The sequence below is a fragment of the Kitasatospora sp. NPDC052896 genome, assembly GCF_044547075.1.
Lineage (GTDB): Bacteria > Actinomycetota > Actinomycetes > Streptomycetales > Streptomycetaceae > Kitasatospora.
The window spans coordinates 1-25,830 of sequence record NZ_JBITZU010000043.1 but is presented as its reverse complement, the minus strand read 5'-3'; the positions used below and the strand labels follow the sequence as shown (position 1 = coordinate 25,830).

General features: G+C 71.6%; 23 protein-coding genes and 1 riboswitch. Of the genes, 7 read left to right on the top strand and 16 right to left on the bottom strand.

All coding sequences use genetic code 11. The features are described from left to right. Window positions 1-88 precede the first annotated feature (88 nt). Complete coding sequence (locus ACIGXM_RS36240; RefSeq protein WP_396568379.1) at window positions 89-1,117, top strand: IS701 family transposase; 1,029 nt, start codon at window positions 89-91, stop codon at window positions 1,115-1,117. A 575-nt stretch (window positions 1,118-1,692) separates the two neighbouring features. Here the strand turns inward: ACIGXM_RS36240 and ACIGXM_RS36235 are convergent. Next, window positions 1,693-2,346 (bottom strand): hypothetical protein, encoded by a 654-nt coding sequence (locus ACIGXM_RS36235; RefSeq protein WP_396568378.1) that lies wholly within the window; start codon window positions 2,344-2,346, stop codon window positions 1,693-1,695. Between the two features lie 35 nt (window positions 2,347-2,381). Further along, on the bottom strand, window positions 2,382-2,768 hold the full coding sequence (locus ACIGXM_RS36230; protein WP_396568377.1) for a TetR-like C-terminal domain-containing protein: 387 nt from the start codon (window positions 2,766-2,768) through the stop codon (window positions 2,382-2,384). 346 nt (window positions 2,769-3,114) lie between these two features. Here ACIGXM_RS36230 and ACIGXM_RS36225 point away from each other — a divergent pair, with 346 nt between their 5' ends. Together ACIGXM_RS36225 and ACIGXM_RS36220 are read left to right on the top strand one after the other, a co-directional pair. After that, window positions 3,115-3,306, top strand: coding sequence for a YegP family protein (locus tag ACIGXM_RS36225; protein WP_396568376.1), 192 nt, complete (start codon window positions 3,115-3,117; stop codon window positions 3,304-3,306). A gap of 120 nt (window positions 3,307-3,426) precedes the next feature. Further along, window positions 3,427-4,251: a PhzF family phenazine biosynthesis protein gene (locus ACIGXM_RS36220; RefSeq protein ID WP_396568375.1), complete on the top strand. Its 825-nt coding sequence runs from the start codon at window positions 3,427-3,429 to the stop codon at window positions 4,249-4,251. A 55-nt stretch (window positions 4,252-4,306) separates the two neighbouring features. On the opposite strand, the gene ACIGXM_RS36215 is transcribed toward ACIGXM_RS36220, so the two are convergent. Both ACIGXM_RS36215 and ACIGXM_RS36210 read right to left on the bottom strand, forming a co-directional pair. Then, window positions 4,307-5,107, bottom strand: a complete 801-nt coding sequence (locus tag ACIGXM_RS36215) for a CPBP family intramembrane glutamic endopeptidase (RefSeq protein WP_396568380.1) — start codon at window positions 5,105-5,107, stop codon at window positions 4,307-4,309. Between the two features lie 68 nt (window positions 5,108-5,175). Next, a complete protein-coding gene (locus tag ACIGXM_RS36210; protein ID WP_396568374.1) occupies window positions 5,176-6,678 on the bottom strand; it encodes a glutamate-cysteine ligase family protein in 1,503 nt (500 codons plus the stop codon). Window positions 6,679-7,022: 344 nt separating this feature from the next. Between ACIGXM_RS36210 and ACIGXM_RS36205 the strand changes: the two genes are divergently transcribed. Both ACIGXM_RS36205 and ACIGXM_RS36200 read left to right on the top strand, forming a co-directional pair. After that, window positions 7,023-7,613, top strand: coding sequence for a hypothetical protein (locus ACIGXM_RS36205; RefSeq protein ID WP_396568373.1), 591 nt, complete (start codon window positions 7,023-7,025; stop codon window positions 7,611-7,613). A 327-nt stretch (window positions 7,614-7,940) separates the two neighbouring features. Continuing rightward, window positions 7,941-8,129: a DUF5999 family protein gene (locus tag ACIGXM_RS36200; RefSeq protein ID WP_396568372.1), complete on the top strand. Its 189-nt coding sequence runs from the start codon at window positions 7,941-7,943 to the stop codon at window positions 8,127-8,129. Between the two features lie 105 nt (window positions 8,130-8,234). On the opposite strand, the gene gcvP is transcribed toward ACIGXM_RS36200, so the two are convergent. Next, window positions 8,235-11,135 (bottom strand): aminomethyl-transferring glycine dehydrogenase, encoded by a 2,901-nt coding sequence (gene gcvP, locus ACIGXM_RS36195; protein ID WP_396568371.1) that lies wholly within the window; start codon window positions 11,133-11,135, stop codon window positions 8,235-8,237. A 231-nt stretch (window positions 11,136-11,366) separates the two neighbouring features. Then, window positions 11,367-11,472, bottom strand: a riboswitch (glycine riboswitch). 167 nt (window positions 11,473-11,639) lie between these two features. Between gcvP and ACIGXM_RS36190 the strand changes: the two genes are divergently transcribed. Both ACIGXM_RS36190 and ACIGXM_RS36185 read left to right on the top strand, forming a co-directional pair. Continuing rightward, window positions 11,640-12,779: a PRC and DUF2382 domain-containing protein gene (locus tag ACIGXM_RS36190; protein ID WP_396568370.1), complete on the top strand. Its 1,140-nt coding sequence runs from the start codon at window positions 11,640-11,642 to the stop codon at window positions 12,777-12,779. Between the two features lie 184 nt (window positions 12,780-12,963). Beyond that, entirely contained in the window at window positions 12,964-14,445 is a 1,482-nt protein-coding gene (locus ACIGXM_RS36185; RefSeq protein ID WP_396568369.1) for an MFS transporter, read from the top strand. A gap of 151 nt (window positions 14,446-14,596) precedes the next feature. Here ACIGXM_RS36185 and ACIGXM_RS36180 read toward each other — a convergent pair whose 3' ends face one another. The 11 genes from ACIGXM_RS36180 to ACIGXM_RS36130 form a co-directional block, all read right to left on the bottom strand. Next, window positions 14,597-15,982 carry a DNA polymerase IV gene (locus ACIGXM_RS36180; RefSeq protein WP_396568368.1) on the bottom strand — a complete coding sequence of 462 codons (1,386 nt, stop codon included), beginning with the start codon at window positions 15,980-15,982 and terminating at the stop codon, window positions 14,597-14,599. A 46-nt stretch (window positions 15,983-16,028) separates the two neighbouring features. After that, window positions 16,029-16,709 carry a vancomycin high temperature exclusion protein gene (locus tag ACIGXM_RS36175; protein ID WP_396568367.1) on the bottom strand — a complete coding sequence of 227 codons (681 nt, stop codon included), beginning with the start codon at window positions 16,707-16,709 and terminating at the stop codon, window positions 16,029-16,031. Between the two features lie 60 nt (window positions 16,710-16,769). Continuing rightward, on the bottom strand, window positions 16,770-17,453 hold the full coding sequence (locus tag ACIGXM_RS36170) for a MerR family transcriptional regulator (RefSeq protein WP_396568366.1): 684 nt from the start codon (window positions 17,451-17,453) through the stop codon (window positions 16,770-16,772). 235 nt (window positions 17,454-17,688) lie between these two features. Then, on the bottom strand, window positions 17,689-18,162 hold the full coding sequence (locus tag ACIGXM_RS36165) for a bifunctional nuclease family protein (protein WP_396568365.1): 474 nt from the start codon (window positions 18,160-18,162) through the stop codon (window positions 17,689-17,691). Between the two features lie 68 nt (window positions 18,163-18,230). Next, window positions 18,231-18,926, bottom strand: a complete 696-nt coding sequence (locus ACIGXM_RS36160) for a MerR family transcriptional regulator (RefSeq protein ID WP_396568364.1) — start codon at window positions 18,924-18,926, stop codon at window positions 18,231-18,233. 208 nt (window positions 18,927-19,134) lie between these two features. Continuing rightward, window positions 19,135-19,983 (bottom strand): FHA domain-containing protein, encoded by an 849-nt coding sequence (locus tag ACIGXM_RS36155; protein ID WP_396568363.1) that lies wholly within the window; start codon window positions 19,981-19,983, stop codon window positions 19,135-19,137. 202 nt (window positions 19,984-20,185) lie between these two features. After that, window positions 20,186-20,998, bottom strand: a complete 813-nt coding sequence (locus ACIGXM_RS36150; RefSeq protein WP_396568362.1) for a DUF881 domain-containing protein — start codon at window positions 20,996-20,998, stop codon at window positions 20,186-20,188. Between the two features lie 15 nt (window positions 20,999-21,013). Next, a complete protein-coding gene (locus ACIGXM_RS36145; protein ID WP_396568361.1) occupies window positions 21,014-21,346 on the bottom strand; it encodes a small basic family protein in 333 nt (110 codons plus the stop codon). Continuing rightward, complete coding sequence (locus tag ACIGXM_RS36140) at window positions 21,343-22,287, bottom strand: DUF881 domain-containing protein (protein WP_396568360.1); 945 nt, start codon at window positions 22,285-22,287, stop codon at window positions 21,343-21,345. Before ACIGXM_RS36140 ends, ACIGXM_RS36145 begins: the two co-directional genes overlap by 4 nt. A gap of 95 nt (window positions 22,288-22,382) precedes the next feature. Next, complete coding sequence (locus ACIGXM_RS36135) at window positions 22,383-24,878, bottom strand: sugar phosphate nucleotidyltransferase (protein ID WP_396568359.1); 2,496 nt, start codon at window positions 24,876-24,878, stop codon at window positions 22,383-22,385. A gap of 134 nt (window positions 24,879-25,012) precedes the next feature. Then, window positions 25,013-25,624 (bottom strand): CDP-alcohol phosphatidyltransferase family protein, encoded by a 612-nt coding sequence (locus tag ACIGXM_RS36130; RefSeq protein ID WP_396568358.1) that lies wholly within the window; start codon window positions 25,622-25,624, stop codon window positions 25,013-25,015. Window positions 25,625-25,830 lie beyond the last annotated feature (206 nt).

The following is a 25,830-nucleotide window of genomic DNA, read 5'->3' as shown; positions in this document are numbered from 1 at the left end:
ACGACGGCGCTCATCAAGGTGCGGCAGGATCTGATCGAACTTTGCCTGCAGGGCTTCGGCCGCTGTGCAGGGGTGCGGAGGCGTAGCCATGCCACAGCCTCCCACCGGCACCCGACGATGGCGACCCCGCAGATCAAATCTGACAGTTATTCAATTACAAGCCCCCGGACGGATCGAGAACAGTCAGATCGGCGTCTTCCTCGCGTACGCCTCCGACCGTGGACGCGCGCTGATCGACCGCCGACTGTACCTGCCCGAGCGCACCTGGTGCGCGGATGACGAGCGTCGCAGCCTGGCAGGGGTGCCCGATGCGGTGGGGTTCGCGACCAAGGCGCGTCTGGCGCTGGAGATGATCGCTGCCGCGCTGGACGCCGGCTTGTCGACCTCGTGGGTGACCGGCGACGAGGTCTACGGACAGGATCCAGACCTGCGTGCCGGGTTGGAGGCGCGCGGAATCGGCTACGTGCTGGCCGCAGCCCGGACCACCCTTGTGAGAATCAATCAGGACCGCACTCCGGTAACGGTCGAGAAAGCTGTCGACTGCCTACCTGCCACCGCCTGCCACCGGCAGAGCGCTGGCGCCGGGGCGAAGGGTCCACGCTACTACGACTGGGCCTGGGTGGAGGTCGGCGCCGACTGTCACCACCATCTGCTGGTCCGGCGCAATACGGCCACCGGCGAACTCGCCTTCTATCTGTGTTGGTCACCCCAACAAGCGCCCCTTTCGGACCTGGTGCGGGTGGCTGGCATCCGCTGGTGCATCGAGGAATGCTTCCAAGCCGCCAAGGGCCAGGTCGGCCTGGACCAGTACCAAGTCCGTCACTGGACCTCCTGGCACCGTCACATCACCCTCGCGATGCTCGCCCTGGCCTTCCTGGCCTCACTCGCCGCCAACGCCAGGCCGAACATCCCCGCCGAGGCAAACCGAGCTGCCCGCAGCACCGAACCCATCGACCTGACCGTCCCCGAGATCCGCCACCTGATTGCTGGACTGTTCCCAGCGCCAGCCGCAAGTCCTGCCACACTCCTGAACTGGTCAAACTGGCGCAGAACCCACCAGGCCACAGCCCGACGGAGCCACTACCGACGACGACTTGCCGAACCCCCAGCCACGTAACTCACGAAGTCGAACTGGAGTACTAGTCGATGGGGTTGGACCTGCCGGGATCGGGGTCTGGCCCCATCGTCGTTCGCGTCCTTGAGCCCGACAATGTCACTCCCCGTGCGACACAACTCCGTTGGTATGTCGCGGTATCTGACAAATCTGTCGCAGTACCTCACACTCGGGCGGTTACTCCGTACGGGCGGTGGCCAGGTTCGGAGCCAGCGCGCGGTGAGCACAGCCCCTGGCATGACGACACCAACCCGGCGCCACCGCCGTCGCCGACGTTCGGACGCTCCCGCCGCTTCTCCAGTCCGGGCGGTCCGGCCGCTCGGCAGCGGGTGCTGCCGGATGTGGTCGAGCGAGCACATCTCCCCCGGCAGCATGGTCGTACGCACCTCGTGTTGACTGAACTAAGAGAGACATTTTTGCAGGTCATAGGCTGTTTTGCTACCTTCCCGGCGTGAATCTTGCCGGGAGCCCCGCTCGGGATCCGAAGCGCCTCTTCGTGCCCGACGTGGGCCAGCTCGTGGGCACAGGCGATCCGTGGGAGCCGTACCGGCTCGTCGATATGGCCGGGCAACCGGTGGTCAAATGTCCGCCACCGAGTGCCCGATCTTGCGGGCGCGGGCAGCACTCGCCTCCAAGTCCAGCGCAGGCTCAAGCGCCGCGACCACCCAGCGCGTTAGCGGGCTGCCCGCCAGGATCGCGGCAACGGCATCGCGATTGACGGGTCGTCCGTGGTAGTCCTCGGCATCCCTGCTGACGGCCTCCGCACTGCCGTCCGCGAGCACCCCGAACAGCCAACCCGCTCCGTCGGACTCGCCCTCGGCGAACACCACCGGCCCGCACTGCCACGCGGAGGCGCCGGCCTCGCGCCATGCGCACACCGTCGCCTCGAAGAACCCATCGGACTGCAGCTCCGGGTCTGCCGGGTAGTGCGCCAACCCTGCCGGAAGGTCGTCCAGCAACCCAGGCCAATGGGCCCGGGGCCGCTCCCGCGAGGCATCGCTCTCGTAGCCGAAGCCGTAGAGGAGGACCCCGGCCGGATCAAAGACGATCCCGTACAGATCGCCGGAGCCGTCCTCCATCGTGGCCAGGTCCACCCCTGGGCGCCAGTTCGACTGATAGTCATATCTCGGAGAGATTTCGGCGAGCATGAAGTCAAGCAGCGCCAGCGCCCGGCAGCGGGCCCGCAGGACATCCGGCTCGGCCAACCTGGCCACCAATTCGTGAACGTTCATGACGAGCATTGAACAGGACCCCACCCGACAGACCGTCAGCCGGGTCCGCGCACCAGGGGCTGGTACACCTGGTCCACGATCTCGACCAGGGCGCTGTCCGGGACGGCGGCCATCCCGTTGAGCGCGTACTCGTTGCGCAGCAGGTCGACCGCCACGGTGGCCCCCCGGGGCGTCAGCGCGGCCAGGCCGATCTCGCTGCGGGCGGCGGCCCGGACGAGGACCGTCAGCCAAGGGCCGGCGGCCGCGCGGCCGAGCTGGTCGCGGATCTCCCGTACGCGCTCGGGGTCGTCCTCGACGTCGGCCAGCAGTGCCCGCAGCACGGTCCCGGTCCTGGACGACATCCGGGTGCTGACGCGGCGGAGCAGGGCGAGCGCGTCCGAGCGGAGGAGGACCACCGCGCGGCAACCCGGTACGACAAACACGGCTACGTCTTCCTCGGCACCGCCACCGCAGCGGCCCTCGTCATCTGGCTTCGCACATGATCGACCGGACAGCTCCTAGCCGAATACCTGGCGACCCGAACAGGCGGTGACAGACACGGAGCCTGCCACCGCCTTCGCTCTCGGTAGACCCGGCTCCGGGTCCTCACCGCCGTCATGTCCCCACAATGTCCCCCCGGGCGCCCGATCGAGCCCTTCACCGGCCCTGGCCATTCCTCCTACCCCTCCCCCGGCAGGCACCCGAACGCACTATCCGGCATGCGGGACAAGGGAGTTCCGCATACGGTGCGTCGGGAGGGGGGTGCCCCAACCCGAGAGGTGAAACCCCATGGCAGGGAAGTTCGAGCTCTACACCGACGAGAGCGGCATGCACCGGTTCCGACTCAAGGCGAGCAACGGCGCGGTCGTCGTGGTCGGTGACGCGCACGAGAGCAAGGAGTCGCTGCTGAAGACCATCGAGTCGCTGCGGAAGCTCGCACCCTACGCGGAGGTCCGCGAGGCGAGTTCCACCTCGGCCTAGCGCGCGGCCGGCGGCGGGGCCGAGCCGGTACGACCCGGCCCGCTCCCCGCCGCCGGGTCCGGTCCACCGGATGCCAGGTGCCCTGGTGCTTCCCCCCAGGGCTGGCTCTAAGCTCGGGTAATGCTGATCTCGATCATCGACGCCTTCACCAGCCGACCGTTCTCCGGCAACCCGGCTGCCGTCTGCCTGCTGGAGGGCGAGGACTGGCCCGACGAGCAGTGGATGCGTCAGGTGGCGCGCGAGATGAACCTCTCCGAGACCGCCTTCGTCCGGCCGCTGCCCGCCGGGGAACCGGCCGAGTGGGCGCTGCGCTGGTTCACCCCGATGACCGAGATAGCGCTCTGCGGCCACGCCACGCTGGCCACCACCCACCTCCTGTGCGGCCGCGGGCTGGCCGGCACCGGCCCGGTCCGGTTCAGCACGCTCAGCGGTGTGCTGACGGCGACCCCGCGGCCCGACGGGACGATCAGCCTGGACTTCCCGGCCGCTCAGCTCCAACCCGCCGAGGTCCCGGCGGACCTGGCCGAGGCGCTCGGCGCCCGGATCGTCCAGTGCCGACGGACCGGACCGCTGAACATCCTGCTGGCCGAGCTGCGCAGCGAGCACACGGTGCGCGGGCTCTCCCCCGACCTGGCGGCCATCACTCGGCAGGATGCCCGCGGCGTCGCCGTCACCGCACCGGCCGCGGACCCGGCGGACGGCTACGACTTCGTCTCGCGCTACTTCGCGCCCGCCGCCGGGGTGCCGGAGGACCCGGTGACCGGCAGCGCGCACACCGCATTGGCGCCGTTCTGGGCCGAGCGGATCGGCCGGGAGACGCTGACCGGGTACCAGGCCTCACCCCGCGGCGGCCTGGTCCGCTGCACGCTCACCGACGCGGGCAGGGTGCTGCTCTCCGGCCGCGCGGTGACCGTGGTCGAGGGGACCCTGCTCAGCACGCCCTGACGCGTGCCGGACACGCACCGGACGCGCCCCGGGTGGGCACCGGACGCACGCCGGCTCACCCCGTCGGCAGCCAGCTGACGTGCCCGGCCAGCAGCGCGTAGCCGACGAACGCCGCCGTGTCGATCAGCGCGTGCGCCACCACCAGCGGCATCACCCGCCCCCACCGCCGGTACAGCAGGCAGAAGACCGCCCCCATCACCATGTTCCCGACCAGCCCGCCGACCCCCTGGTAGAGGTGGTACGAGCCGCGCAGCACCGAGCTGGCGACCAACGCGGCCGGCCAGCCCCAGCCGCGCTGCTCCAGCCGGCGCAGCAGGTAGCCGAGCACGATCACCTCTTCGAGGATCGCGTTCTGCCAGGCCGAGCCGATCAACACCGGGATCCGCCACCAGACGTCCGGCAGCCCGGAGGGCACCACGGTGAGGTTGACCCCGGCCGCCCGTGAGCCCAGGTAGAGCAGGAGCCCGGAGCCGCCGATCACCGCCGCCACGGCGGCCCCGCGCCCGAGGTCGCCGAGTTTGCGGCGCAGGTCGAAGCCGAGCACCCGCAGCGAGGTCCCCTCGCGCACCAGCAGGTAGCCGACGAGCAGCACCGGCATCAGGCCGCGCCCGATGTAGTACAGCTGGTAGGCCAGGTCGAGCCACGGGCGGCCGGGCGCGGCCGAGGAGTTGAGCGGCGCTATCTGCTGGCCGAGCGCGACCGGCCGGGTGAGCGAGTCGACGAAGCTGATCACCGCGCCGACACCGCTGGCCCCCAGCGACAGGCCCAGCACGATGAGCAGCTCGGCCCCGAACAACCGGCGGGCCGGTGAGCCCTGCGGCAGGGCGTCCGCGGGCGGCTCGGCTGGTGCGATCATCATGGCCGCTCATCCTGTCATACCGGGATGAGGAGGCCCGGGGAGCGGCGCGTCAGCCCGGTGACACGTCAACCCACCGGCCAGCTGTGCACCGGTTCGCCGCCGCGCATGTACTCCATGTACCGGCGGGTCATGGTGGCCAGCGCGGTGGTGCGGTCCATGCCGTAGCGTTCGCGCAGCCGGTGCACGGTGGCGGCCTGCCAGGCCGCGCCGTTGGTGCGGCGCAGGCAGCGCTGCTCGATGATGCCGAGGTAGCGGTCCCGGTCGGCGGGTTGCACGCCCCAGGCGTCCAGCCCCTGGTGGGCCAGCGGGAGCAGCTCCCCGAGCACCAGGTCGGTCACCGGCAGCTCGGCCGGCCCGCCACGCGCGCCGCGGCCCTGGCGCGGCCAGTGCAGCAGGGCCTCGATGCCGTGCCGGGCCGCGGTGTGGAAGTTCTGGTCGGCGCGGGCGAACGGCAGCCGGCTCCAGATCGGCCGCGGCTGCTCGGCGAGCACCCGGACCAGCCCGTAGTAGAAGGCCGCGTTGGCCAGCGTGTCGGCGACCGTCGGGCCGGCGGGCAGGCAGCGGTTCTCCACCCGCAGGTGCGGCACGCCGTCCGCCACGTCGTACACCGGGCGGTTCCACCGGTAGATGGTGCCGTTGTGCAGCCGCATCTCGCGCAGCGCGGGCACCCCGCCGGACGCCAGCACCTTGACCGGGTCCTCGTCGTCGCAGATCGGCAGCAGCGCCGGGAAGTAGCGCAGGTTCTCGGTGAACAGGTCGAGCGCGGAATCCACCCAGCGCTCGCCGAACCAGGTGATCGGCCGCACCCCCTGGGCCTTCAGTTCGGCCGAACGGGTGTCGCAGGCCTGCTGGAAGAGCACCGGCCGGGTCTCCCGCCACAGTTCCCGACCGAACAGGAACGGGGAGTTGGCACCGAGCGCCACCTGTACCGCGGAGATCGCCTGGGCGGCGTTCCAGACCGACGCGAAGCGGTCCGGGGTGACCTGGAGGTGCAGCTGCAGCGAGGTGGCGGCGGCCTCGGCCACCATCGTGACCGACTCCAGCACCAGGTGTTCGACACCCTCGATGTCCAGCGCGATGTCCTCGCCCCGGGCAGCCATGATCTGGTCGCTGAGCAGGCTGTACCGGTTGTTGTGCGACATCGCGTCCAGCCCGGTGTGCTCCAGCGCCAGGGTGGGCAGCACGCCGACCATGACGATCCGGGCCCCCGCCTCCGCGGCCTGCCGGTCCGCGTAGCGCAGGCCGGTGTCGATCTCCTCGCGCAGCTCCTCGAAGACGTGCCCGGTCAGCCGGTGCGGGGCGATGTTGACCTCGATGTTGAACTGCCCCAGCTCGGTCTGGAAGTCGCTGGAGCCGATCGCCGAGAGCACCTGTTCGTTGCCGAGCACCGGCAGGCCCTGCTCGTCGGCCAGGTTCAGCTCGATCTCCAGCCCCATCACGGCCCGCGGCCGGTCGAAGCGGCCCTCCCTGAGCATTCGGTCCAGGGCCTCCAGACAGGACTGCAGCTTGCGCCGGTACTGCTGTCGGTCCGACAGGTCAGCACGGGTGGCGATGACCTTCTCCCCCATCGATTCCCCTCCTCCGGCAGGTCGACCGTGCCTGCATCATGCCCAGTCGGAAGATCGATACCCGATGGCCTCGAACACCTTGCGACACAAGCAGCCTGACGCTTCGTCAGCTCTTCGCTGACTTGCCGGGCGAAACAGAAGGTGATAAACAGGTCACCCTGCGCACCTGTTCGAGTAGACTTCGCGCTGCATTCCGCTCCGGCCACGAACCGGCGCAGACCCCTGCCTGCCGCGAGGTCCGCTCCCGCGCCCAGCCACGCGATCAAGCCCAACCGGACCCGGCCATCACGCCACGCCGGTATGCCGCCTTCGCACGCCGATCTCGCACGGAGAGGCGACCCGCCATGACCTTGCAGACCCCCCAGCCCCCACCCAGCGCGCTGCGCGCCGTCCTGGCAGCACTGACCTCGGAGACCGCTCTGCGGCAGCCCGGGGCCGCCGCCCTCCGCCATCCCAACGGCCCGCTGTTGCCGGCCCATCCGCTGGCGGTGCACCAGCTGCCCTCCGGGGCCGGCGCCTCCCGCACGCTGGCCCTGGCCCCCCGGACCGGCTGGCGATTCCTGATCAAGCACGGCGGCGAGGTGGTGGCGGCGGCCGAGGTGGCCAAGGCGGCGGAGGGACACACCTTCTCGCACTTCGCGGCGGGACCCTACCTGGACTCCACGCTCCAGGCACTGGCGCAGGCCTGGCAGCTGGCCCATCCGCTGCGCGGTCGGCACCAGCCACGGCTGCTGTCGATACCGGACCTCTACGCCACCGCGCTCTGGCTGCACAACACCGACGCCGGTCCGGACGGCGACCTGCTGATCCCGCTCGCGCCGGCCCCGCTCGGGGTCACCGGGCACCGTGCCTATCCGGCCGCCGAGCTGCTCGCGCTGCTGGCCCGCCCGCGTACCGTCGCGCCGGCCCCGCTGGCCGCGGTGCCCGCGCTCTGACGCCCCCGCTCACCCACTCGGGCTACCTCGCTCCCACCCGGCCGAGTCAGGCCGGGTGACCCGTTCAGCACACCGAAATCGCCGCGCGCCATCTGAATGGGTGATCTCTGCCCCGGAGTTGTGGCGCGCGTCGGCAAACTGCTGCGGGATGGTCGCAAGACGCCGACACTGGGAACCAGCGTGGAAGGACCCCCTGTCCTACCCACAGAAGCGCCGGTTCACACCTGGGCCGGCGGGACAGGATCCGACCACCGTCTACGGCGCCGCGGCCGACCGGGCCGCCGGCCCGCAACGGGGGCGTGATCGTGAGCGAAGCGAGGTACGAAGATGTGCCAGCACCGTCCTGAGTGCCCGTCGGCCGACTCGGCCGATCGGGAGGCGGCCGTAGCGGTCGCCTGTCACCCCGAGCAGGGCTGGAGCCTGCTCTGCAACGGGGTCCTGCTCTTCGAGGACACCGGCGAGCTGCTGCCGGACGGCCGGGTGATCGCCCCGCGCCGCTCGCTGGTCGCCGCCTGACCAGACGACCCGTCCGACCAGAACCCGTCCCACCGGAAGACCCGAGCACCGCGCGTGGGCCCCGGAGGAGCGTTCCTCCGGGGCCCACGGGTTCGTTCACACCGCTCAGACGCCGTACTCGTCCAGCGGCGGGCAGGAGCAGACCAGGTGACGGTCGCCGTACGCGCCGTCGATCCGGCTCACCGGCGGCCAGTACTTGTCCGCCGGGTTCACCCCGGCCGGGAAGACCGCCTCCTGCCGCGAGTAGCCGTGCGCCCAGTCGCCGGCCAGCGTCGCCGCCGTGTGCGGCGCGTTGCGCAGCGGGTTGTCGTCCGCCGCCCACTCGCCCGCGCCGACCTTGTCGATCTCCGCACGGATCTCGATCATGGCCTCGCAGAACCGGTCGATCTCGTACAGGTCCTCGGACTCGGTGGGCTCGATCATCAGCGTGCCGGCCACCGGGAACGACATGGTCGGCGCGTGGAAGCCGTAGTCGATCAGGCGCTTGGCGATGTCGTCGACGCTGACCCCGGTCTCCTTGGTGAGCGGGCGCAGGTCGATGATGCACTCGTGCGCGACCAGGCCGCCCGGGCCGGTGTAGAGCACCGGGAAGTGCGGGGCCAGCCGCTTGGCGATGTAGTTGGCGTTCAGCACCGCGACCTGGGTCGCCTGCTTGAGGCCCTCGCCACCCATCAGCCGGACGTACGCCCAGGAGATCGGCAGGATCGCCGCCGAGCCCCACGGCGCGGCCGAGATCGGGCCGACGCCGGTGGCCGGGCCGGCCTCGCTCTGCAGCGGGTGGTTCGGCAGGTACGGCGCCAGGTGCGCGCGGACCGCGACCGGGCCGACACCCGGGCCACCGCCACCGTGCGGGATGCAGAAGGTCTTGTGCAGGTTCAGGTGCGAGACGTCGGCGCCGAACTTGCCCGGCTTGGCGAGGCCGACCAGGGCGTTCAGGTTGGCCCCGTCCACGTAGACCTGGCCGCCGGCCTCGTGCACCGCGGCGCAGATGTCGGTGATCTGGGTCTCGTACACGCCGTGGGTGGACGGGTAGGTGACCATCAGCACGGCGAGCTGGTCGCGGTGCTGCTCGATCTTCGCCTTGAGGTCGTCGACGTCGACGTCACCGTCGACCAGCGTCTTCACCACGACCACCCGCATCCCCGCCATCACCGCGGAGGCCGCGTTGGTGCCGTGCGCGGACGACGGGATCAGGCAGACCTCGCGCTGGGTGTCGCCGTTGGCGTGGTGGTAGGCGCGCACCGCCAGCAGACCGGCCAGCTCGCCCTGGGAGCCGGCGTTCGGCTGGATCGACACCGCGTCGTAGCCGGTGACCTCGACCAGCTGCTGCTCCAGCTGACGGATCAGGGTCAGGTAGCCCTGCGCCTGGTCGATCGGGGCGAAGGGGTGCAGCTGGCCGAACTCCGGCCAGGTGACCGCCTCCATCTCGGTGGTGGCGTTGAGCTTCATGGTGCACGAACCCAGCGGGATCATGCCGCGGTCCAGCGCGTAGTCACGGTCCGCCAGGCGGCGCAGGTAGCGCAGCATGGCGGTCTCGGAGCGGTGGCTGTGGAAGACCGGGTGGGTCAGGTACTCGTCCTCGCGCAGCAGCCCGGCGGGCAGCACGTCGGCGGCCTCGTCGACCTCGCCGCCCGGCACGCCGAACGCGGCCCAGACCGCGGCCAGGTGCTCGCGGGTGGTGGTCTCGTCACAGGAGATCGAGACGGTGTCGGCGTCGACCCGGTACAGGTTGATGCCGGCCGCGCGGGCGGCGGCGACCACCTGGTCGGCCCGGCCCGGCACCCGCGCGCTGACGGTGTCGAAGAACTCGCCGTGCAGCAGCTCGACCCCGCCCGCGCGAAGCCCGGCGGCCAGCGCGGCGGCGTAGCGGTGGGTCCGGCTAGCGATGTCGGCCAGGCCGTCGGGACCGTGGTAGACGGCGTACATCGAGGCCATCACCGCGAGCAGCACCTGCGCGGTGCAGATGTTGCTGGTGGCCTTCTCGCGGCGGATGTGCTGCTCGCGGGTCTGCAGCGCCAGCCGGTAGGCGCGGTTGCCGTCGGCGTCCACCGAGACACCGACCAGGCGGCCGGGCAGGCTGCGGGCGTACTCGGCGCGGACGGCCAGGTAACCGGCGTGCGGGCCGCCGAAGCCCATCGGCACGCCGAAGCGCTGCGAGGTGCCGCAGGCGATGTCGGCGCCGAGCGCCCCGGGCGACTTGAGCAGCGTGAGCGCCAGCAGGTCGGCGGCGACCGCGACGATCGCGCCGAGCCCGTGCGCCTGCTCGATCACCGGGGCGAGGTCGCGGACCGCGCCGGACGCGCCGGGGTACTGCAGCAGCACGCCGAAGACGCCACGCTCGGCCGCCTCGGCCGGGATCCCCGCGGAGAGGTCGGCGACGACCACCTCGATGCCGGTCGGCACCGCCCTGGTGTTGATCACCGCGATGGTCTGCGGCAGGGTGTCGGCGTCGACCAGGAAGACGCCGCCCTTGACCTTGGTGACCCGGCGGGCCAGTGCCATCGCCTCGGCGGCGGCGGTGCCCTCGTCCAGCAGCGAGGAGCCGGAGGTGGGCAGCCCGGTGAGGTCGGCGACCACGGTCTGGAAGTTGAGCAGCGCCTCCAGGCGGCCCTGCGAGATCTCCGGCTGGTACGGCGTGTAGGCGGTGTACCAGGCCGGGTTCTCCATGACGTTGCGGAGGATCACCGGCGGCGTGAAGGTGCCGTAGTACCCCAGCCCGATCATCGGGGTGAGCACCTGGTTCCGGCCGGCCAGCTCGCGCAGCTCGGCCAGCACCTCGGCCTCGGTGCGACCGGCCGGCAGGGCCAGGCCGGTGATGCTGCGGATCGCCTCCGGGACGGCGGTGGCGGACAGCTCGTCGAGCGAACCGAAACCGACCTGCGCCAGCATCTTCTCCTGGGCGGCGGCGTCGGGGCCGATGTGGCGGGATGCGAAGGGGCTGGCGCCCTCGAGTTCGGTGAGGGTCGCGGAGCCGCGGGGACGGCCGGCGGTCGGCTGGGCAGTCATGGGGTCGAGGCCTCCTGGTCACGGACCGGCGGGGGCCCGCACGCCGGCCGGCCCCGCCGCTGTGGACAGCGGATCGGCCTGGACGGGCGAGCCCGACAGGCCTCCCCCTCTGTCATCGGGACCTGAGAGCTTCGCCCGCGCGGGGCTGACGCCCCGCCGGCTTGCACCGTCGGTGAGGGTGGACGCCACCGGCTCCCGCGCCGGCGGTCCTGCCCTGCTTTCCAGAGTGACCTATCCCACACGGTACGGATGCCTGAGAGATTCCGGGGAGGGTTTGCTCCTTCGGCGCCTCGGACCTCCTTCTTTCGAAGGTCGAGGACTCTCCCGAGCGGGTTCGGCGGTCGCGCCCAGGGTACCAGCGGAGACGCCCGCGATGGTCGGTCAGGTGAGCGACCGCACTTCCCCGAACAGCCCAGCCCCCGCACGGACGGCGGCGCTCCGCTCGCTGCCGTCCCCTTCGTGGCTTTTGGTGTGAATCGAAAGCAGGAGCGACTGGAGGAAAGCGTGCAGACCGACATCGACCCGCGAGACCTGATCGGGCACAAGGCCGTCGATCGCAACGGCGACAAGATCGGCACGGTGGACGAGGTCTACCTCGACGACGCGACCGGCGAGCCCGAGTGGGCCGCGGTTCGCACCGGGATCTTCGGCCGGGACGCCTTCGTCCCGCTGACCACCAGCGAGTTCTCCGGCGAGGAGCTGCGCGTCCCCTACGACAAGTCGTTGATCAAGGACTCCCCGGACTTCGGGGTCGGCCAGCATCTCTCCCCCGCCCAGGAGCTGCAGCTCTACCGCTACTACGGCCTGGACTCGCCGAGCGCCGCGCCGGCCACCGCGGCCACCACCCCGACACCGACCACGGCAGGCGCCGCCCCAACGCCGGCCGCCACGACCACCACCCCGGCGCCGGGCACCGCGGGCACCCCGGCAGCCCCGGCGGACCTGGACTTCGGCGTCGCCACCCCGACCACCCCCCGCCCGCTCGCCGCACGCCGCACGGCCGCCACTCCGCAGCACGGCACGACGGCCCCCGCTGCCAGCAGCCCCACCGCCCCGACCTCCGCCGCCGCGGCCACCGCGGGCACCGTCGGCCTGGACAAGCCGGTCGGCCTCGACAAGCCGGTCGCCCCGCCCCGCCCCGCCACCCCCGACCCGGTGCACGTCGCCACCACTCGCCCCACCCCGCCCCGGAGTACCGTCGCTCCGCCACCCGGCCCGGTCGAGCTGACCCTGCGCGAGGAGCGCCTGGAGGTCACCAACGAGTGGCACGTGCTGGGCACCGCCCGGATGCGCAAGTACGTGGTGACCGAGCCGGTCGAGCGGCGGATCCAGGTGGTCAAGGAGCGGGCCCGGGTGGAGCGGATCCCGGTCGGCGAGATGGAGCGGTCCGCACTCTCCGCGCAGGAGGTCGCCGAGGCGGTCGAGGAGGTCGAGCTGCACGAGGAGCGCCCGACCATCCGCAAGTACCTCGCACCGCTGGAGCGGGTGCGGCTGATCGTCGAGCGGTACACCGAGGAGAAGGTGATCCGCGACGAGCTGCGCCGCGAGCAGGTGGAGATCCAGGACAGCACCGCCTCCCCGGCCGCCCCCACCGAGCAGCACGTTCCGTCCGGGCCGCCCCGCAGCGCCCCGGAGCGCCGCTGACGACACCGCCCCGGCCCGGACCTGCGGCGTCAGGTCCGGGCCGGGGCGTTCGCTGAAGGTTCATCACTAGATATTTGACATAGTGAAGCATTCGCGGGAGAGTTACTTCAGTTCGTTGACTTTTACCAGCTTCAAGCAGCCCACTGGCGGCTGACTCGAAGCACGCGCAACTGGAGGAAGTTCCGTGAGTGAGGCACCACAGCCCACCGCCGCGGCCGAGAAGCAGCACAGCGCCCGGGTGCTCCCCGCACTGGTCCTGGCGATGCTGGCGTTCAGCGTGGTGCAGACCGCGGTCGTCCCGATCCTGCCGTCGCTGGCCAAGGAGCTGAACGTCTCCGGCTCCAGCATCACCTGGCTGATGACCGCCAACCTGCTCTCGGCGGCCGTCCTCACCCCGCTGCTGGGCCGCTTCGGCGACCTGCGCGGCCGCAAGCCGATGCTGCTGATCTCGCTCGCCGGCCTGGTGATCGGCTCGGGCATCGCGGTCAGCACCCACTCGTTCAGCTGGCTGGTCATCGCCCGCGTGCTGCAGGGCGCCGGCGGTGGCGTGCTGCCGCTGGCCATCAGCATCGTCCGGGACGAGCTGCCGCGCCAGAAGGTCACCGGCGGCGTCGCCGCGATCAGCGCCTCGATGGGCGTCGGCAGCGGCCTCGGCCTGGTCGCCACCGGCCTGCTGCTGGAGCACTGGAACTACAAGTCGATCTTCTGGATGGGCCTGATCTTCGGCCTGATCGCGTTCCTCCTGGTCATCTTCCGGGTGCCGAAGGACCCGGTGGTGGACAAGAACGGCGGCGTCGACCCGCTGGGCGCGCTCACCCTGGCCGGCTGGCTCTCCGCGCTGCTGATCGCGGTCAGCCAGGGCAACGACTGGGGCTGGACCTCCACCAAGACCCTCGGCCTGTTCGCCGTCGCCGCCGTGGTCGCCCTGATCTGGGGCATCATCGAGGTCAAGGTCGCGCACCCGCTGGTCGACATGAAGATGATGGCCCGCCCGGCCGTGGCCTTCACCAACGTCTCCGGCCTGCTCATCGGCTTCGGGATGTACGGCTCCTTCCTGGTGATCAGCAACTTCACGCAGACCCCGGCCAAGCTCGCGCACTACGGCTTCACCGCCTCGGTGCTGCACGCCGGCATCCTGCTGCTGCCCTCGGCCCTGGGCTCGATGGTGGCGGCCCCGGTCGGCGCGCTGCTGATCGCCCGCAGCGGCCCGCGGCTGCCGCTGGTGCTCGGTGGTGCCTTCGGTGCGGTCTCGATGGCCTTCCTGGCCCTCCAGCACGACCACCAGTACGACATCTACCTGGCCGCCCTGGTGTTCGGCCTCGGCGTGGGCCTGGCCTACGCGGCCATGCCGGCCTTCATCAACGGCGCCGTCCCGCCGGAGCAGAGCGGCATCGCCAACGGCATGAACGCCGTGCTGCGGACCGTCGGTGGCGCCATCGGCACCGCGACCATGAGCGCCATCCTGACCGGCGACACCATGAAGTTCCCGATCCCGCTCCCGATCCAGCTGCCGACCCTGGACGCCTACAAGCACGCCTACTGGGTCACCGCGGCGATGTGCCTGATCGCGGCCCTCGTCCCGTTCGCGATCCGCCAGGTCCGCACCGCCGGACAGCCGGCCCCGGAGCTCGCCGCGGACCGCGAGCCCGCCAAGACCGGCGCCTGACGAGGCGCCGCCCCCGCGCCGCCCAGGGATCGGCGGCGCGGGACACCAGCCGGCGGCGGCCCCGCGAGGGCACCGCGACCAGGCCACCGCCGGCCATCCCGTCGCAGCGCGGCCCCCACCCGGACCATCCGGGTGGGGGCCGCGCTGCGTTTCACTCACTCTCCGGTGGGACCAGCGGCAGCGGGTCGGACGGCCCCAGCAGCGGATCCTCCACCCGGAAGGTCCGCACCCGCCCCGGCGGGCTGCCCGGCGTCTCGAAACGCACGGTCACCCGGCCCACCCCGCTCCCCTGCACCCAGCCCGGGCCGAACTCCTCGTGCCTGACGTCCTGACCGGGCAGCCAGAACCGCTGTGCTGGCGCGGGAGCGGGCGGTGCGGCCGGTCCTGCCGTCACCTCCCCCACCGGCTCCGGCTCCTCCTCATCCTCGGCGGCCTCCGCCGCGGCCTGCGCGAAGAGGTCCTCCTGGGTGTACTCGGCCAACTGCGACACGCCGACCCCGAGCAGCCGCACCCCGCCCGCGATCTCGACCTGGGCGGCCAGCCGACGGGCCGTCGCGGCGATCACCCGCTCGTCGTCGGTCGGCCCGCGCAGCGTCTCCGACCGGGTGATCGTGCTGAAGTCGAACCGCCGCACCTTGATCACCACCGTCCGCCCGGACCGCCCGGCCGCCCGCAGCCGCCGCACGCATCGCGCGCTCAGCACGTCCAGCTCGTGCAGCACCTGATCGCGGTCGGCCAGGTCCACCTCGTAGGTGTCCTCGACCGAGACCGACTTGGCGTCCCGGTCCGGCACCACCGGACGGTCGTCCAGCCCGCGCGCCATCGCCCAGACGCCCGCGCCGTGCGCCCGGCCGAGCAGCCGGACCAGCTCGTCCTCGGAGAGCTCCGCGAGGTCGGCGACCGTGTTCAGCCCCGCCCGGTGCAGCACCTGCTCGGTGGCCGGCCCGACCCCGGGCAGCGCCCGCACCGGCAGCGGCCCGAGCACCGCCCGCTCCTCCGCCGGGTTGACCAGCACCAGACCATCCGGCTTGGCCTGCTCCGAGGCGATCTTCGCCATCAGCTTGGAACCGGCGGCCCCGACCGAGGCGGTCAGTCCGGTCCGGGCCCGGATGTCCGCCCGCAGGTCCTGTGCGATGGCCCGGACCAGCTCCGTCGCCTCCCCCGGCGCCACGGCCGCAAGCGCCGGCCCGTACGGCCCGGCCACCAGGTCCACGTAGGCCTCGTCCACGCTCAGCTGCTCGACCAGCGGCGAGAGCTCCCGGACCAGGCCCATCACCTGCTCGCTGAGCTCGCGGTAGACCGCGAACCGGGGCACCAGGAAGGCCGCGTTCGGGCAGAGCCGGCGGGCCATGCTCATCGCCAGCGCCGACCGCACCCCGAAGACCCGGGCCTCGTACGAGCAGGTGGCGACCACCCCCCGGGCGCCCAGCCCGCCGACGATCACCGGCTTGCCGCGCAGGCTCGGCTTGGCCGCCTGCTCCACCGAGGCGAAGAAGGCGTCCATGTCGAGATGGAGGACGGTCGGACGGCTGCGCACGTGGCCGATCATCGCGCACGGGTCCGACAGACGGGCCCCGGCGGCCTCAGGGCTTGCCGCCGGCCGTCGCCAGGACGCGCGTCACCGCCGGGTCGGTCGGGCCCAGCAGGGTCGGATCCGGCCGCAGCAGCGCGCTGAACAGCGCCTTCCCGGCCCCCGGGATCTCCCGAAGACCGCCGTAGTACCAGGTGGCGTCGTGCGTCTCGGCCGCGCCGACCGCGTAGGAGTCGATGCCCGCCGCCTGGCAGAGCGCGAGCGCCCGCCGGACGTGGAAGTCCTGGCTGACCAACACCGCGTGCTGGACGCCGAAGACCCGGCGGGCCCGGGTGCAGGAGTCCCAGGTGTCGAAACCGGCGTAGTCGCGCACCACCCGGTCCGACGGCACCCCACGCGCGACCAGGTAGTCGTACATCGCCTGCGGCTCGTTGTAGCTGGGCTTGCTGTTGTCCCCGGTCACCAGCAGCGCCTCGACCTTGCCCGCCCGGTAGAGCTGCAGGGCGGCGTCCAGCCGGTGCGCCAGGTAGTCGGACGGCACCCCGTTCACCACCCCCGCGCCGAACACCACCGCCACCGGCTCGGCCGGCACGTCGGCGACGGTCCGGATCCGCCCGCTGTCCGCGCAGAAGAGCCAGGCGCTGGGCGCCAGCGCGAGCGCGCAGAACGCCACCAGCGCCTGGAACGCCCGCCGCTGTCCAGGTCGCCCGCTCAGCAGCCGTCGCACCCGCATCCTCGATCCCCCTCGTGATCACTCACGAGCGCTGACGACGGCAGTGGGGAAGCCGGTTCCTCAGCCCGCGCGGTTGCGGCGCTGGGCCAGCTCGTCGCCCGGATCCTGACCGAGCAGGGTCTCCCCGGTGTCGGTGCGCTCGGCGTGCAGCCGGCCGAGCGTGCTCTCCAGTTCGTGCCAGACCGCGCCGACCGCGATGCCGAAGATGCCCTGCCCGCCCTTCAACAGGTCGACCACCTGCTGTGGCGAGGTGCACTCGTAGACCGTCGCGCCGTCGCTCATCAGGGTCAGCCCGGCCAGCTCGGACAGCTCACCGGACTGCAGGTGAGTGACCGCCGCCCGGATGTTCTGCAGCGAGACCCCGGCGTCCAGCAGGCGCTTGACGATCTTGAGGATCAGGATGTCGCGGAAGCTGTAGAGGCGCTGCGGCCCGGCTGGAAAGGCCGTCCGCACGCTCGGTTCCAGCAGCCCGGTCCTGGCCCAGTAGTCGAGCTGACGGTAGGTGATGCCGGCGGCGGCACAGGCCGTCGGACCGCGGTAGCCCAGCAGGTCGGACGAGGGAGCGATCCGCTCGACGGCCGGCTGACCGGCCTGGACGGCCGGAAACCGGCCGACCCGCGGCAGCTCGGCGACCGTCTCGGCGGTCGGCTGGTCCCAGGGGCGGCCGATCAGGCCCCGGGTGCCGCGCGGCAGGTGGAGGGCGCACGGGCCTCCCACGGCCGCCTCATCGCCGGTGCTGCTCATGCCTACCTCCTCCACTTCATGCTCCGGGCGCGGGGCACGCGTCATTCCCGGTGGGCCACCCCTGACGGTAGGCAGTCGTCCAAGACGCGTCAACGATCGCCACGCCGAGGCCGCGAAACGACGTCACCCCACCGAGTGGTTTCGCGTGCCCCTAGTGTGGGTACGACGCAACATTTTGGCAAAACAACTGATCGAGGCGGCCCCCACCACCGCCGGGCGGACCACTGGGCGCGGACTACTGGGCGCCGCCGCCGAAGTCCTCCGGCGAGACCTGGTCGAGGAACTCGCGGAACTTCTCGACCTCGTCCTCCTGCTCGTCCGGAATCGCGATGCCGGCCTCGGCCAGCACCTCCTCCGCGCCGTAGATCGGCGTGCCGGTGCGCAGCGCCAGCGCTATCGCGTCGGACGGACGGGCGCTGACCTCCACCCCGCCGGCGAAGACCAGCTCGGCGTAGAACACGCCCTCCCGCAGGTCGGTGATCCGGACCTCGGTGAGCGGCTGGCCGAGCGCCTCCAGCACGTCCTTGAAGAGGTCGTGCGTCAGCGGACGCACCGGGGTCATGCCCTGCTGGGCGAAGGCGATCGCGGTCGCCTCACCAGGGCCGATCCAGATCGGCAGGTACCGGTCGCCCCCTACTTCGCGCAGCAGGACGATCGGCTGGTTGGAGGGCATCTCCACCCGGACACCCACGACGTCGAGCTCATTCACAAGGCAACCCTATGGCCCCTCCCCCGGATATGAAAGCGCGGCCTCCTCGCACCCCTCCGCGGACCGGCCTACTGCTGCCGCGCGCGCAGTCCGGCCTGCACCATCGTGGCGTGCAGCCGGACCGCCAGCGTGGCCAGCTCCCGGGCTGTCGTCTCGGCGTGCGCCCTGGTCTGCGGGTTGCGGTGCCGGCGCAGCGGCGCGACCACCTGGTCCACCAGGGCCACCTCCCGCTCGGCGGCGGCCTTCACCTGGCGCAGATGGCGCGGCTCCAGACCGAACCGGCCGAGCTCGGCGACCAGCCGGGCCGCCTGCAGGGTGTCGGCGTCGTAGCCGCCGTCCGGGCCGGGCACCACCAGGCCGTAGGACTCCCATTCCGCCAGGTCGGCCTCCTGGGCCCCGGAGGCCGCCAGCAACTCGGCCCGGCCGAGCCTGACCCCCGACGTGCCCCCGGCGGTGGCGACCAGCTCGCGGTCGGCCTCCTCCAACGGCCCGGGCCGGGCGTCCGCCGCCGGCAGGGCCGGCGGCGCCTCCCCGCGCTCGATGGCGTCCAGGTGTTCGCGGATCACCCGCAGTGGCAGGTAGTGGTCGCGCTGCATGCGCAGCACGTACGCCAGCCGTTCGACGTCGGCCGGGCCGAACTTACGGTAGCCCGAGGGCGTCCGCTGCGGCTCGACCAGGCCCTCCGCCTCCAGGAAGCGGATCTTCGAGATGGTGACCTCGGGGAAGTCGTCCCGCAGGAAGGCGAGCACCGCCCCGATGCTCATCAGTTCCGCCCCGCGCCGGCCGCCGCCCGGCCGGGGTTGTCCCGGCGAACCCCCCGGCCGGGGGCCGGGGGTCTGGGCGGAGACGGGCCGACTGGGCACCGGCACGGTCTGATTCGAGGTCACTAGCGCTCTCCTGCCGACGTCGTGGTGGGAACCCCCGCCTGTCAGTGCGCCCCGGCCGGGCCCGCGCGCGGGCCGTGCGACCGCGTCAGTACCGCTGCGGTCCCGCGAAGAACACCAGCCGGTACTTGCCGATCTGCACCTCGTCGCCGTTGTTCAGCGCGACCTCGTCGATCCGCTCCCGGTTGACGTACGTCCCGTTGAGGCTGCCCACGTCCGCGACCGAGAAGCCACCCGGGCGACGGCGGAACTCCACGTGCCGGCGCGAGACCGTGACGTCGTCGAGGAAGATGTCGCCCTGCGGGTGGCGACCCGCGGTGGTGACGTCCGCGTCGAGCAGGAACCGGCTGCCCGAGTTCGGACCGCGCTGGACGATCAGCAGGGCCGAGCCCGGCGGCAGCGCGTCGATCGCCGCCAGCACCTCGGGGGAGAGCGTCGGGGTGGCGCCGGTGCTGGTGGCACTCGGGTCGTACGACTCCAGACCGGAGATCGAGATGGTCGAGGTGGTCTCGGCCGGCATCTCCGGCGAACCGCCGCGCAACGGCGAACCGCAGTTGTTACAGAACCGGGCGGTGGCCGGGTTCTGGTTGCCGCACCGGGAACAGACGAGCGGGCCGGTCATGTTCGCAGCCTCCTGGCGCGGCACTCCCCCTGGGACGTGCCCAGCGTAGGGATCCGGGGCAAACCCTCCACCCGAGGTTGAGGGTCCTGACGGGAAACCTATGCGCGGGGCGCCCGAAGGGTCAACCGACGCGCCGTAGTCCCCCTCGCGGAAGAGCTGACCACCGCTCGCCGGCTGGTAGCCGTCCTGCTGGACACCACGCATCCCGGGCACGGCGTTGTAGTCATCCTCCTCCCGGCGGTGGCGTGCGGTGGGTGCCTCCACGGCCGCGGCGCGGCCCTTCTTGCGACCGAACAGCTTCGAGAACAGACTCACGGGCGAATCCCCTTGCGTGAAACAGACCCGCCCGCGGGGCAGGGTGAGAACCTCGGACAGGCTGCGGGCCCGGCATTCGGCCGGGACTGCGGGAGTGGTACTGCACAGTGTGACCGACGTGGTTCAAGCGGTCTCCACCGGGGTGCTCTCGCAGGTGAGAGCGGGTGGAGCCGATGACCCGTCAGGCGTGGCGGGCGGCCCGTCACTTTGTCACCGGTTTGAGGAACTGCGGTGGTGGGGGCTCTGCCAGGGCACCCACGGTCACCTTCTGCTGCTCCGAGATGGCGGCCCCGACCTGTTCCTTCTCCAGCGTGCGCACGATACCGCCGGGGATGTTCAGAGCGGGAGTCAGATCCCGCGGGTCGCCGATCACCGTGAAGCGGTACGGCTGCGTGACGGTCCTGCCGCCGATCTGCTCGCCGCCCGACGGTACGTCGGTGAAGTAGGTGTCGGCCACCACACGGACATCATTGATCTGAATCGCCTCCGCCCCCGCTGCTCGGAGTTCCTGCAGGGTGTCCAGCAGCATATCTGCCTTGACCTGCCCCTGGGGGTCATCGACGGTCAGGATGATCCCCGGGCCGGTCGCCCGGACCGTCCCGGCCAGCACGCCGAGCTGCTCCGCCGACCGCCGGGTCTGTTTCTCGGCCTCCTTGGCCCGGTTCGAGCTGTTCTCCAACTGGGCCAGGGACTGGTTGAGTTGGGTCTTCTCCTGCTGCAACCGCTGCTGCCGGGTGTCCAGCTCGTCGAGGATCCGGAGCAGATCGTCCTGTCGGGCTCCGCGCAGCGCGTTGTGGTCGTTGGTGGAACGGACCTGGACCGCCAGGCCCAGCCCCAGTGCGAAGAGCAGCAGCGCGACCACCAGCTGGCCGCGGGACAGCCGCGGCGGCCAGAGCGCCGCCCGCAGCCGCCGCCGGCCGTCCGAGGGCCGCTCGGCCCCGGCCGGAGCCGGCCGGGCCGCCACGGCCACCGTCTCGGCGGCCGCCGCCGGCTGGTCCGTCCCGTCCGTCGTCATCGGCGCCGTCCCGGCTCAGGCCCGGAACACGTGGCGCCGGATGGCCGCCGCGTTGGTGAAGATCCGGATCCCCAGCACCACGACCACCCCGGTGGACAGCTGCGACCCCACCCCCAGCTGGTCCCCCAGGAAGACGATCAACGCCGCCACCACCACGTTGGTCAGGAAGGAGACCACGAAGACCTTGTCGTCGAAGATCCCGTCCAGCATCGCCCGCACACCACCGAACACCGCGTCCAGCGCGGCCACCACGGCGATCGGCAGGTACGGGACGACGGCGGTCGGCACCTCGGGCTGCACGAAGAGCCCGGCCACCACCCCGGAGATCAGGCCCAGCACGGCGATCACGGTGTTGACGCTCCTGTCGTAGTAACCGGAGCCGGCGAGCGCCGGGAGGACGGCGAGTCGACCACGGGCTGTGCCAGCCGGACGGTGAAGCCCACCGCGGCCGGCAGGTCCAGCGAACGCTCGGCCGACACGGTGTACCTGATGCCGTAACGCCGCTGCAGGACCTTCAGGTACTGGCCCCCCGGCCCGTCCTGGAAGTCCCCGGCCAGCCGCCTGGCGTCGCCGATCGCCAGCACGGTGTACGGCGGCACCAGCGGCCGGTTGTCCGCCAGCACGGCGTCCCCGGCCGCGCGGATCGCGGAGAGCGCGGTGAGCCGCTGCCCGTTGATCGAGACCGCCTCCGCGCCGGCCTGCCAGATCCCGTTGACCACGAGCTGGAGGTCGCGGTCGTGGATCCGGGTGCTGTCGAACCCGTCCGAGGTGCGCGGATCGACCCCGCCGCTCCCGTCGTCCCGGCCGTCCTGGAGGACCAGCTCGAAGCCGGGTCCGGTCACCGCGCCGGTGCCCACCGTGCCCTCCAGCGCGGCCAGCCCGCCGGCACCGCCGGCGGACCGCAACGCCCGCCGCTGGGCCTGATCCACCCGGGTGCGCAGCGCCTCGATCTGTTGCTGGAGCTTGTCGGCGGCCGCGGTGCCGTCGGTGACCCGCTGCGCCAGTGCCTTGTGTTCCCTCGCGAGGGCGGGCTCGGAGTCGCGCGCGTTGACCGCGCTGACCGTCACCACCACCGCCACCGGGGCCAGCCCCAGCGCCAGCACCAGTCGACCGCGGGTCGCGGTGGGCATCCGGCGCCGGCCCACCTCACCGCGGACCCGGGCCGCCGCCGCGTAGCCCTCGTCCAGGCTGTGGTCGATCACGTTGGTCAGCAGCGACATCGAGGCGTCCGGACGGACGAACCGACCGTCCCGGGCACCCGGTGCGCGTGTCCCTGGCATGCGGGACATCGTGCCACGTCGCCGGGGCGCCCGGGCATGACCCACGAACCGACCAACGGGCTCCCCGGACGGCCCGTCAGCCGTCCGGGGAGCCCCCGGACTCGCTAGCGTCCCGCGCTGTCCACCACGGCGGCCCACTCGTCCAGCAGGCTGCGGGTCGCCTCGTCGTCCGGCCCCTCGGCCCACAGGTGGGTGACCGCCTCGGCCGGGTCCGGCAGCACCAGCGTCCACCGCCCGTCCGCCTCGACCACCCGGACGCCGTCCGTGGTGTCCAGCCGCCGGTCACCGGCCGCCTCGACCACCGAGCGCATCACCATGCCCTTGGCGGCCCACGGCGTGGCGATGTCCCGCCGCTGCATGTGGGCCTGCGGGATGCGCGCGTCGATCTGGCTCAGCGTCAGCTGGGTCCGCGCCACCAGGCCGACCAGCCGGACGAAGGCCGCCGCGCCGTCCAGCACGCCGCCGAACTCCGGCACCACGAAGCCGCCACGCCCGTCGCCGCCGAAGATCGTCCCGTCCGCGGCCGCCGCCTTGGCCAGGTCGTCCGGCGAGGTGGTGGTCCAGCAGACCTGGGTGCCGTGGTAGGCGGCGACCTGCTCGGCGATCCGGGTCGTGGTCACCGGCAGCGCGACCTGCCCGCTGCGGCGCTCGGCGGCCACCAGGTCAAGCAGCACCAGCAGCGCCCGGTCGTCGTCGATCACCCGCCCCAGCTCGTCCACGAAGGAGACCCGCTCCCCCACCGGGTCGAAGCGCACCCCGAAGGCGGCCCGCGAGGAGGCCACCAGGGCGCCCAGCCGGGCCAGCCCGGCCCGCCGCTCCTCCGCGTCCTCGGTGGGCCTGGCCTCGTCCAGACCGCCGCTGACGGTCAGCGCCTCCACTCCGAGCCGGCCCAGGATGCTGGGCAGCACCAGACCGGCGCTGCCGTGCGCGGTGTCCACCACGACCTTGAGCCCGGCCTCCCGCACCCCGGTGGTGTCCACCGCCCGGAGCAGGTTGCCCGCGTAGGAGTCGAAGACGCTGGAAGGGAAGGTCAGGTCGCCGATCTCGCCGGGGAACGCCCGGCGGTACTCCTGACGGGCGTACACCCGGTCGAGCTTGCGCTGCCCGGCCTGCGAGAGGTCCGCACCGCGCTCGTCGAAGAACAGCACGTCCAGCGAGTCCGGCACCCCGGGCGTGGTCCGCAGGAAGATCCCGCCGGCACTGCCGCGCGCGGTGTGCTGACGCGCCACCGGCAGCGGTACGTTCTCCAGGTCGCGGACGTCGATGGCGCTGGTCTGCAGGGCCGAGATCATCGCCCGTTTGAGCGCACGGGCACCACGCGAGTGGTCACGCGCGATGGTGACGGTGGCGCCCTTCTTCAGGGTCGTCGCGTACGCCCCGGCCAGCCGGACCGCCAGCTCGGGGGTGATCTCGACGTTGAGGATGCCGGAGACGCCGCGCGCGCCGAACAGGTGCTCCTGACCGCGCGACTCCCAGATCACCGAGGTGTTGACGAAGGCACCGGCCTCGATGGTCTTGAAGGGATAGACCCGGACCCCGCCCGCGATGATCGACTCCTCGCCGATCAGGCACTCGTCCCCGATCACCGCGCCGTCCTCGATCCGGGCCGCCCGCATCACGTCGGTGTTCTTGCCGACCACGCAGCCGCGCAGATTGGTCTGCGGGCCGACGTAGACGTTGTCGTGCACCACCGCCTTGTGCAGGAACGCACCGCGCTTGACGACCACGTTGCTGCCGAGCACGGTGTGCTCACGCAGTTCGACCCCGGCTTCGACCTTGGCGTAGTCGCCGATGTAGAGCGGGCCGCGCAGGATCGCCTCCGGATCGACCTCGGCTCCCTCGGCGACCCACACCCCGGGCGAGATCTCGAAGCCGTCCAGCTCGACGTCGACCTTGCCCTCCAGGACGTCCGCCTGCGCCTTGCCGTAGCTCTCGTGGGTGCCGACGTCCTCCCAGTAGCCCTCGGCCACGTAGCCGTAGACCGGCTTGCCCTCCTTCAGCAACTGCGGGAACACGTCGCTCGACCAGTCCACCGACTGCCCGGCGGCGACGTAGTCGAAGACCTCGGGCTCCATCACGTAGATGCCGGTGTTGACGGTGTCCGAGAAGACCTGGCCCCAGGTCGGCTTCTCCAGGAACCGCTCCACCCGGCCCTCGTCGTCGACGATCGTGATACCGAATTCCAACGGATCGGGAACCCTGGTGAGACAGACGGTGACCAGCGCCCCCTTGCTCCGGTGAAAAGCGATCAACTCGGAGAGATCGAAATCGGTGAGCGCGTCACCGGAGATCACCAGAAAGGAGTCGTCACGGAGTGCGTCCTCAGCGTTCTTGACGCTGCCGGCAGTGCCTAGCGGCACCTCCTCGTTGGCGTAGGTGAGGTTCATCCCCAGATCCTCGCCATCGCCGAAGTAGTTCTTGACCAGCGAGGCCAGGAACTGAACCGTGACGACGGTGTCGGTGAGGCCGTGCCGCTTGAGCAGCCGCAGCACGTGCTCCATGATCGGTCGGTTGGCGACCGGTAGCAGCGGCTTCGGCATGCTCGAAGTCATCGGGCGGAGACGAGTTCCCTCGCCTCCTGCCATCACAACGGCTTTCATTGCGGGTGCGTCCTCCTTCGCGCGGCAGTGGACTCCTCGTCCATCAAACCGTTCCAGGACTCATCTACCCGGCTGAAATCATCCGACGCGCGGACGGACAGGTTTACTCCGTGGCGATTACGGCCCGTCAACCGTCAGCCGTCGGCCACCGTGTCACTCCGGACGATCCGGCGTGCCTGCACCGCATAGAGGATGGCGGCCCACCAGTAGAGCACCGTCCCCCACCAGATGAATGCCCAGCTAACCGCCGCGGCAGTGTGGTGGATCCACCCGTCGCCCTGACCGAGCAGCAGAAGCGGAAAGGCGTACATCAGATTGAAGGTGGCCGCCTTGCCGAGAAAACTCACCTGGAGCGGGCCGTAGCCGTGCCGGCCCAGAATGGGCAGCAACGAGGCGATGAAGGCCTCCCGGGCCAGCAACAGCGCGGTCACCCACCAGGGCAGGATCTCGCGCCAGGTCAGTCCGACGAGCGTGGAGAGCACATAGAGCCGGTCCGCCAACGGGTCGAGGAGCTGGCCGACCCGGCTGATCTGCCCCCACTTCCGGGCCAGCTTGCCGTCCAGGTAGTCACTGACCCCACTGAGCATCAGGATCAGCAGAGCCCAACCGTCGTTCTTCGGACCGTTGAACTCGGGCCAGAGGATCAACCAGAGGAACAACGGAACGCCGACCAGGCGGCCCATGCTGAGCAGGTTGGGGATGGTGAGGACACGGTCGGTCTGGACGCGCGTCTCCTGGACCTCCACCCGGGAGCCTCCTGTAGCTTCGTTGACTGTGCCTGGCCGACTCTACCGGGCCACCGCGAGCCGGGGCGAACGGCTTGCGCCCGACGGGCTCCCGGAATCGGCTCCCGGAACGCGAGAAGCCCCTCCCGGTCTCCCGGAAGGGGCTTCTCAGAAAAATTGTTCGGCGGCGTCCTACTCTCCCACAGGGTCCCCCCTGCAGTACCATC

Bases quoted from the DNA above. Each gene is read 5' to 3' on its own strand.
- ACIGXM_RS36175 (WP_396568367.1), bottom strand. From the start codon at position 16,709: ATGCGGGTGCGACGGCTGCTGAGCGGGCGACCTGGACAGCGGCGGGCG.
- gcvP (WP_396568371.1), bottom strand. From the start codon at position 11,135: ATGACTGCCCAGCCGACCGCCGGCCGTCCCCGCGGCTCCGCGACCCTC.
- ACIGXM_RS36205 (WP_396568373.1), top strand. From the start codon at position 7,023: ATGACCTTGCAGACCCCCCAGCCCCCACCCAGCGCGCTGCGCGCCGTC.
- ACIGXM_RS36220 (WP_396568375.1), top strand. From the start codon at position 3,427: ATGCTGATCTCGATCATCGACGCCTTCACCAGCCGACCGTTCTCCGGC.
- ACIGXM_RS36240 (WP_396568379.1), top strand. From the start codon at position 89: ATGCCACAGCCTCCCACCGGCACCCGACGATGGCGACCCCGCAGATCA.
- ACIGXM_RS36210 (WP_396568374.1), bottom strand. From the start codon at position 6,678: ATGGGGGAGAAGGTCATCGCCACCCGTGCTGACCTGTCGGACCGACAG.
- ACIGXM_RS36150 (WP_396568362.1), bottom strand. From the start codon at position 20,998: ATGACGACGGACGGGACGGACCAGCCGGCGGCGGCCGCCGAGACGGTG.
- ACIGXM_RS36170 (WP_396568366.1), bottom strand. From the start codon at position 17,453: ATGAGCAGCACCGGCGATGAGGCGGCCGTGGGAGGCCCGTGCGCCCTC.
- ACIGXM_RS36140 (WP_396568360.1), bottom strand. From the start codon at position 22,287: ATGTCCCGCATGCCAGGGACACGCGCACCGGGTGCCCGGGACGGTCGG.
- ACIGXM_RS36135 (WP_396568359.1), bottom strand. From the start codon at position 24,878: ATGAAAGCCGTTGTGATGGCAGGAGGCGAGGGAACTCGTCTCCGCCCG.
- ACIGXM_RS36200 (WP_396568372.1), top strand. From the start codon at position 7,941: ATGTGCCAGCACCGTCCTGAGTGCCCGTCGGCCGACTCGGCCGATCGG.
- ACIGXM_RS36235 (WP_396568378.1), bottom strand. From the start codon at position 2,346: ATGAACGTTCACGAATTGGTGGCCAGGTTGGCCGAGCCGGATGTCCTG.
- ACIGXM_RS36160 (WP_396568364.1), bottom strand. From the start codon at position 18,926: ATGAGCATCGGGGCGGTGCTCGCCTTCCTGCGGGACGACTTCCCCGAG.
- ACIGXM_RS36225 (WP_396568376.1), top strand. From the start codon at position 3,115: ATGGCAGGGAAGTTCGAGCTCTACACCGACGAGAGCGGCATGCACCGG.
- ACIGXM_RS36215 (WP_396568380.1), bottom strand. From the start codon at position 5,107: ATGATCGCACCAGCCGAGCCGCCCGCGGACGCCCTGCCGCAGGGCTCA.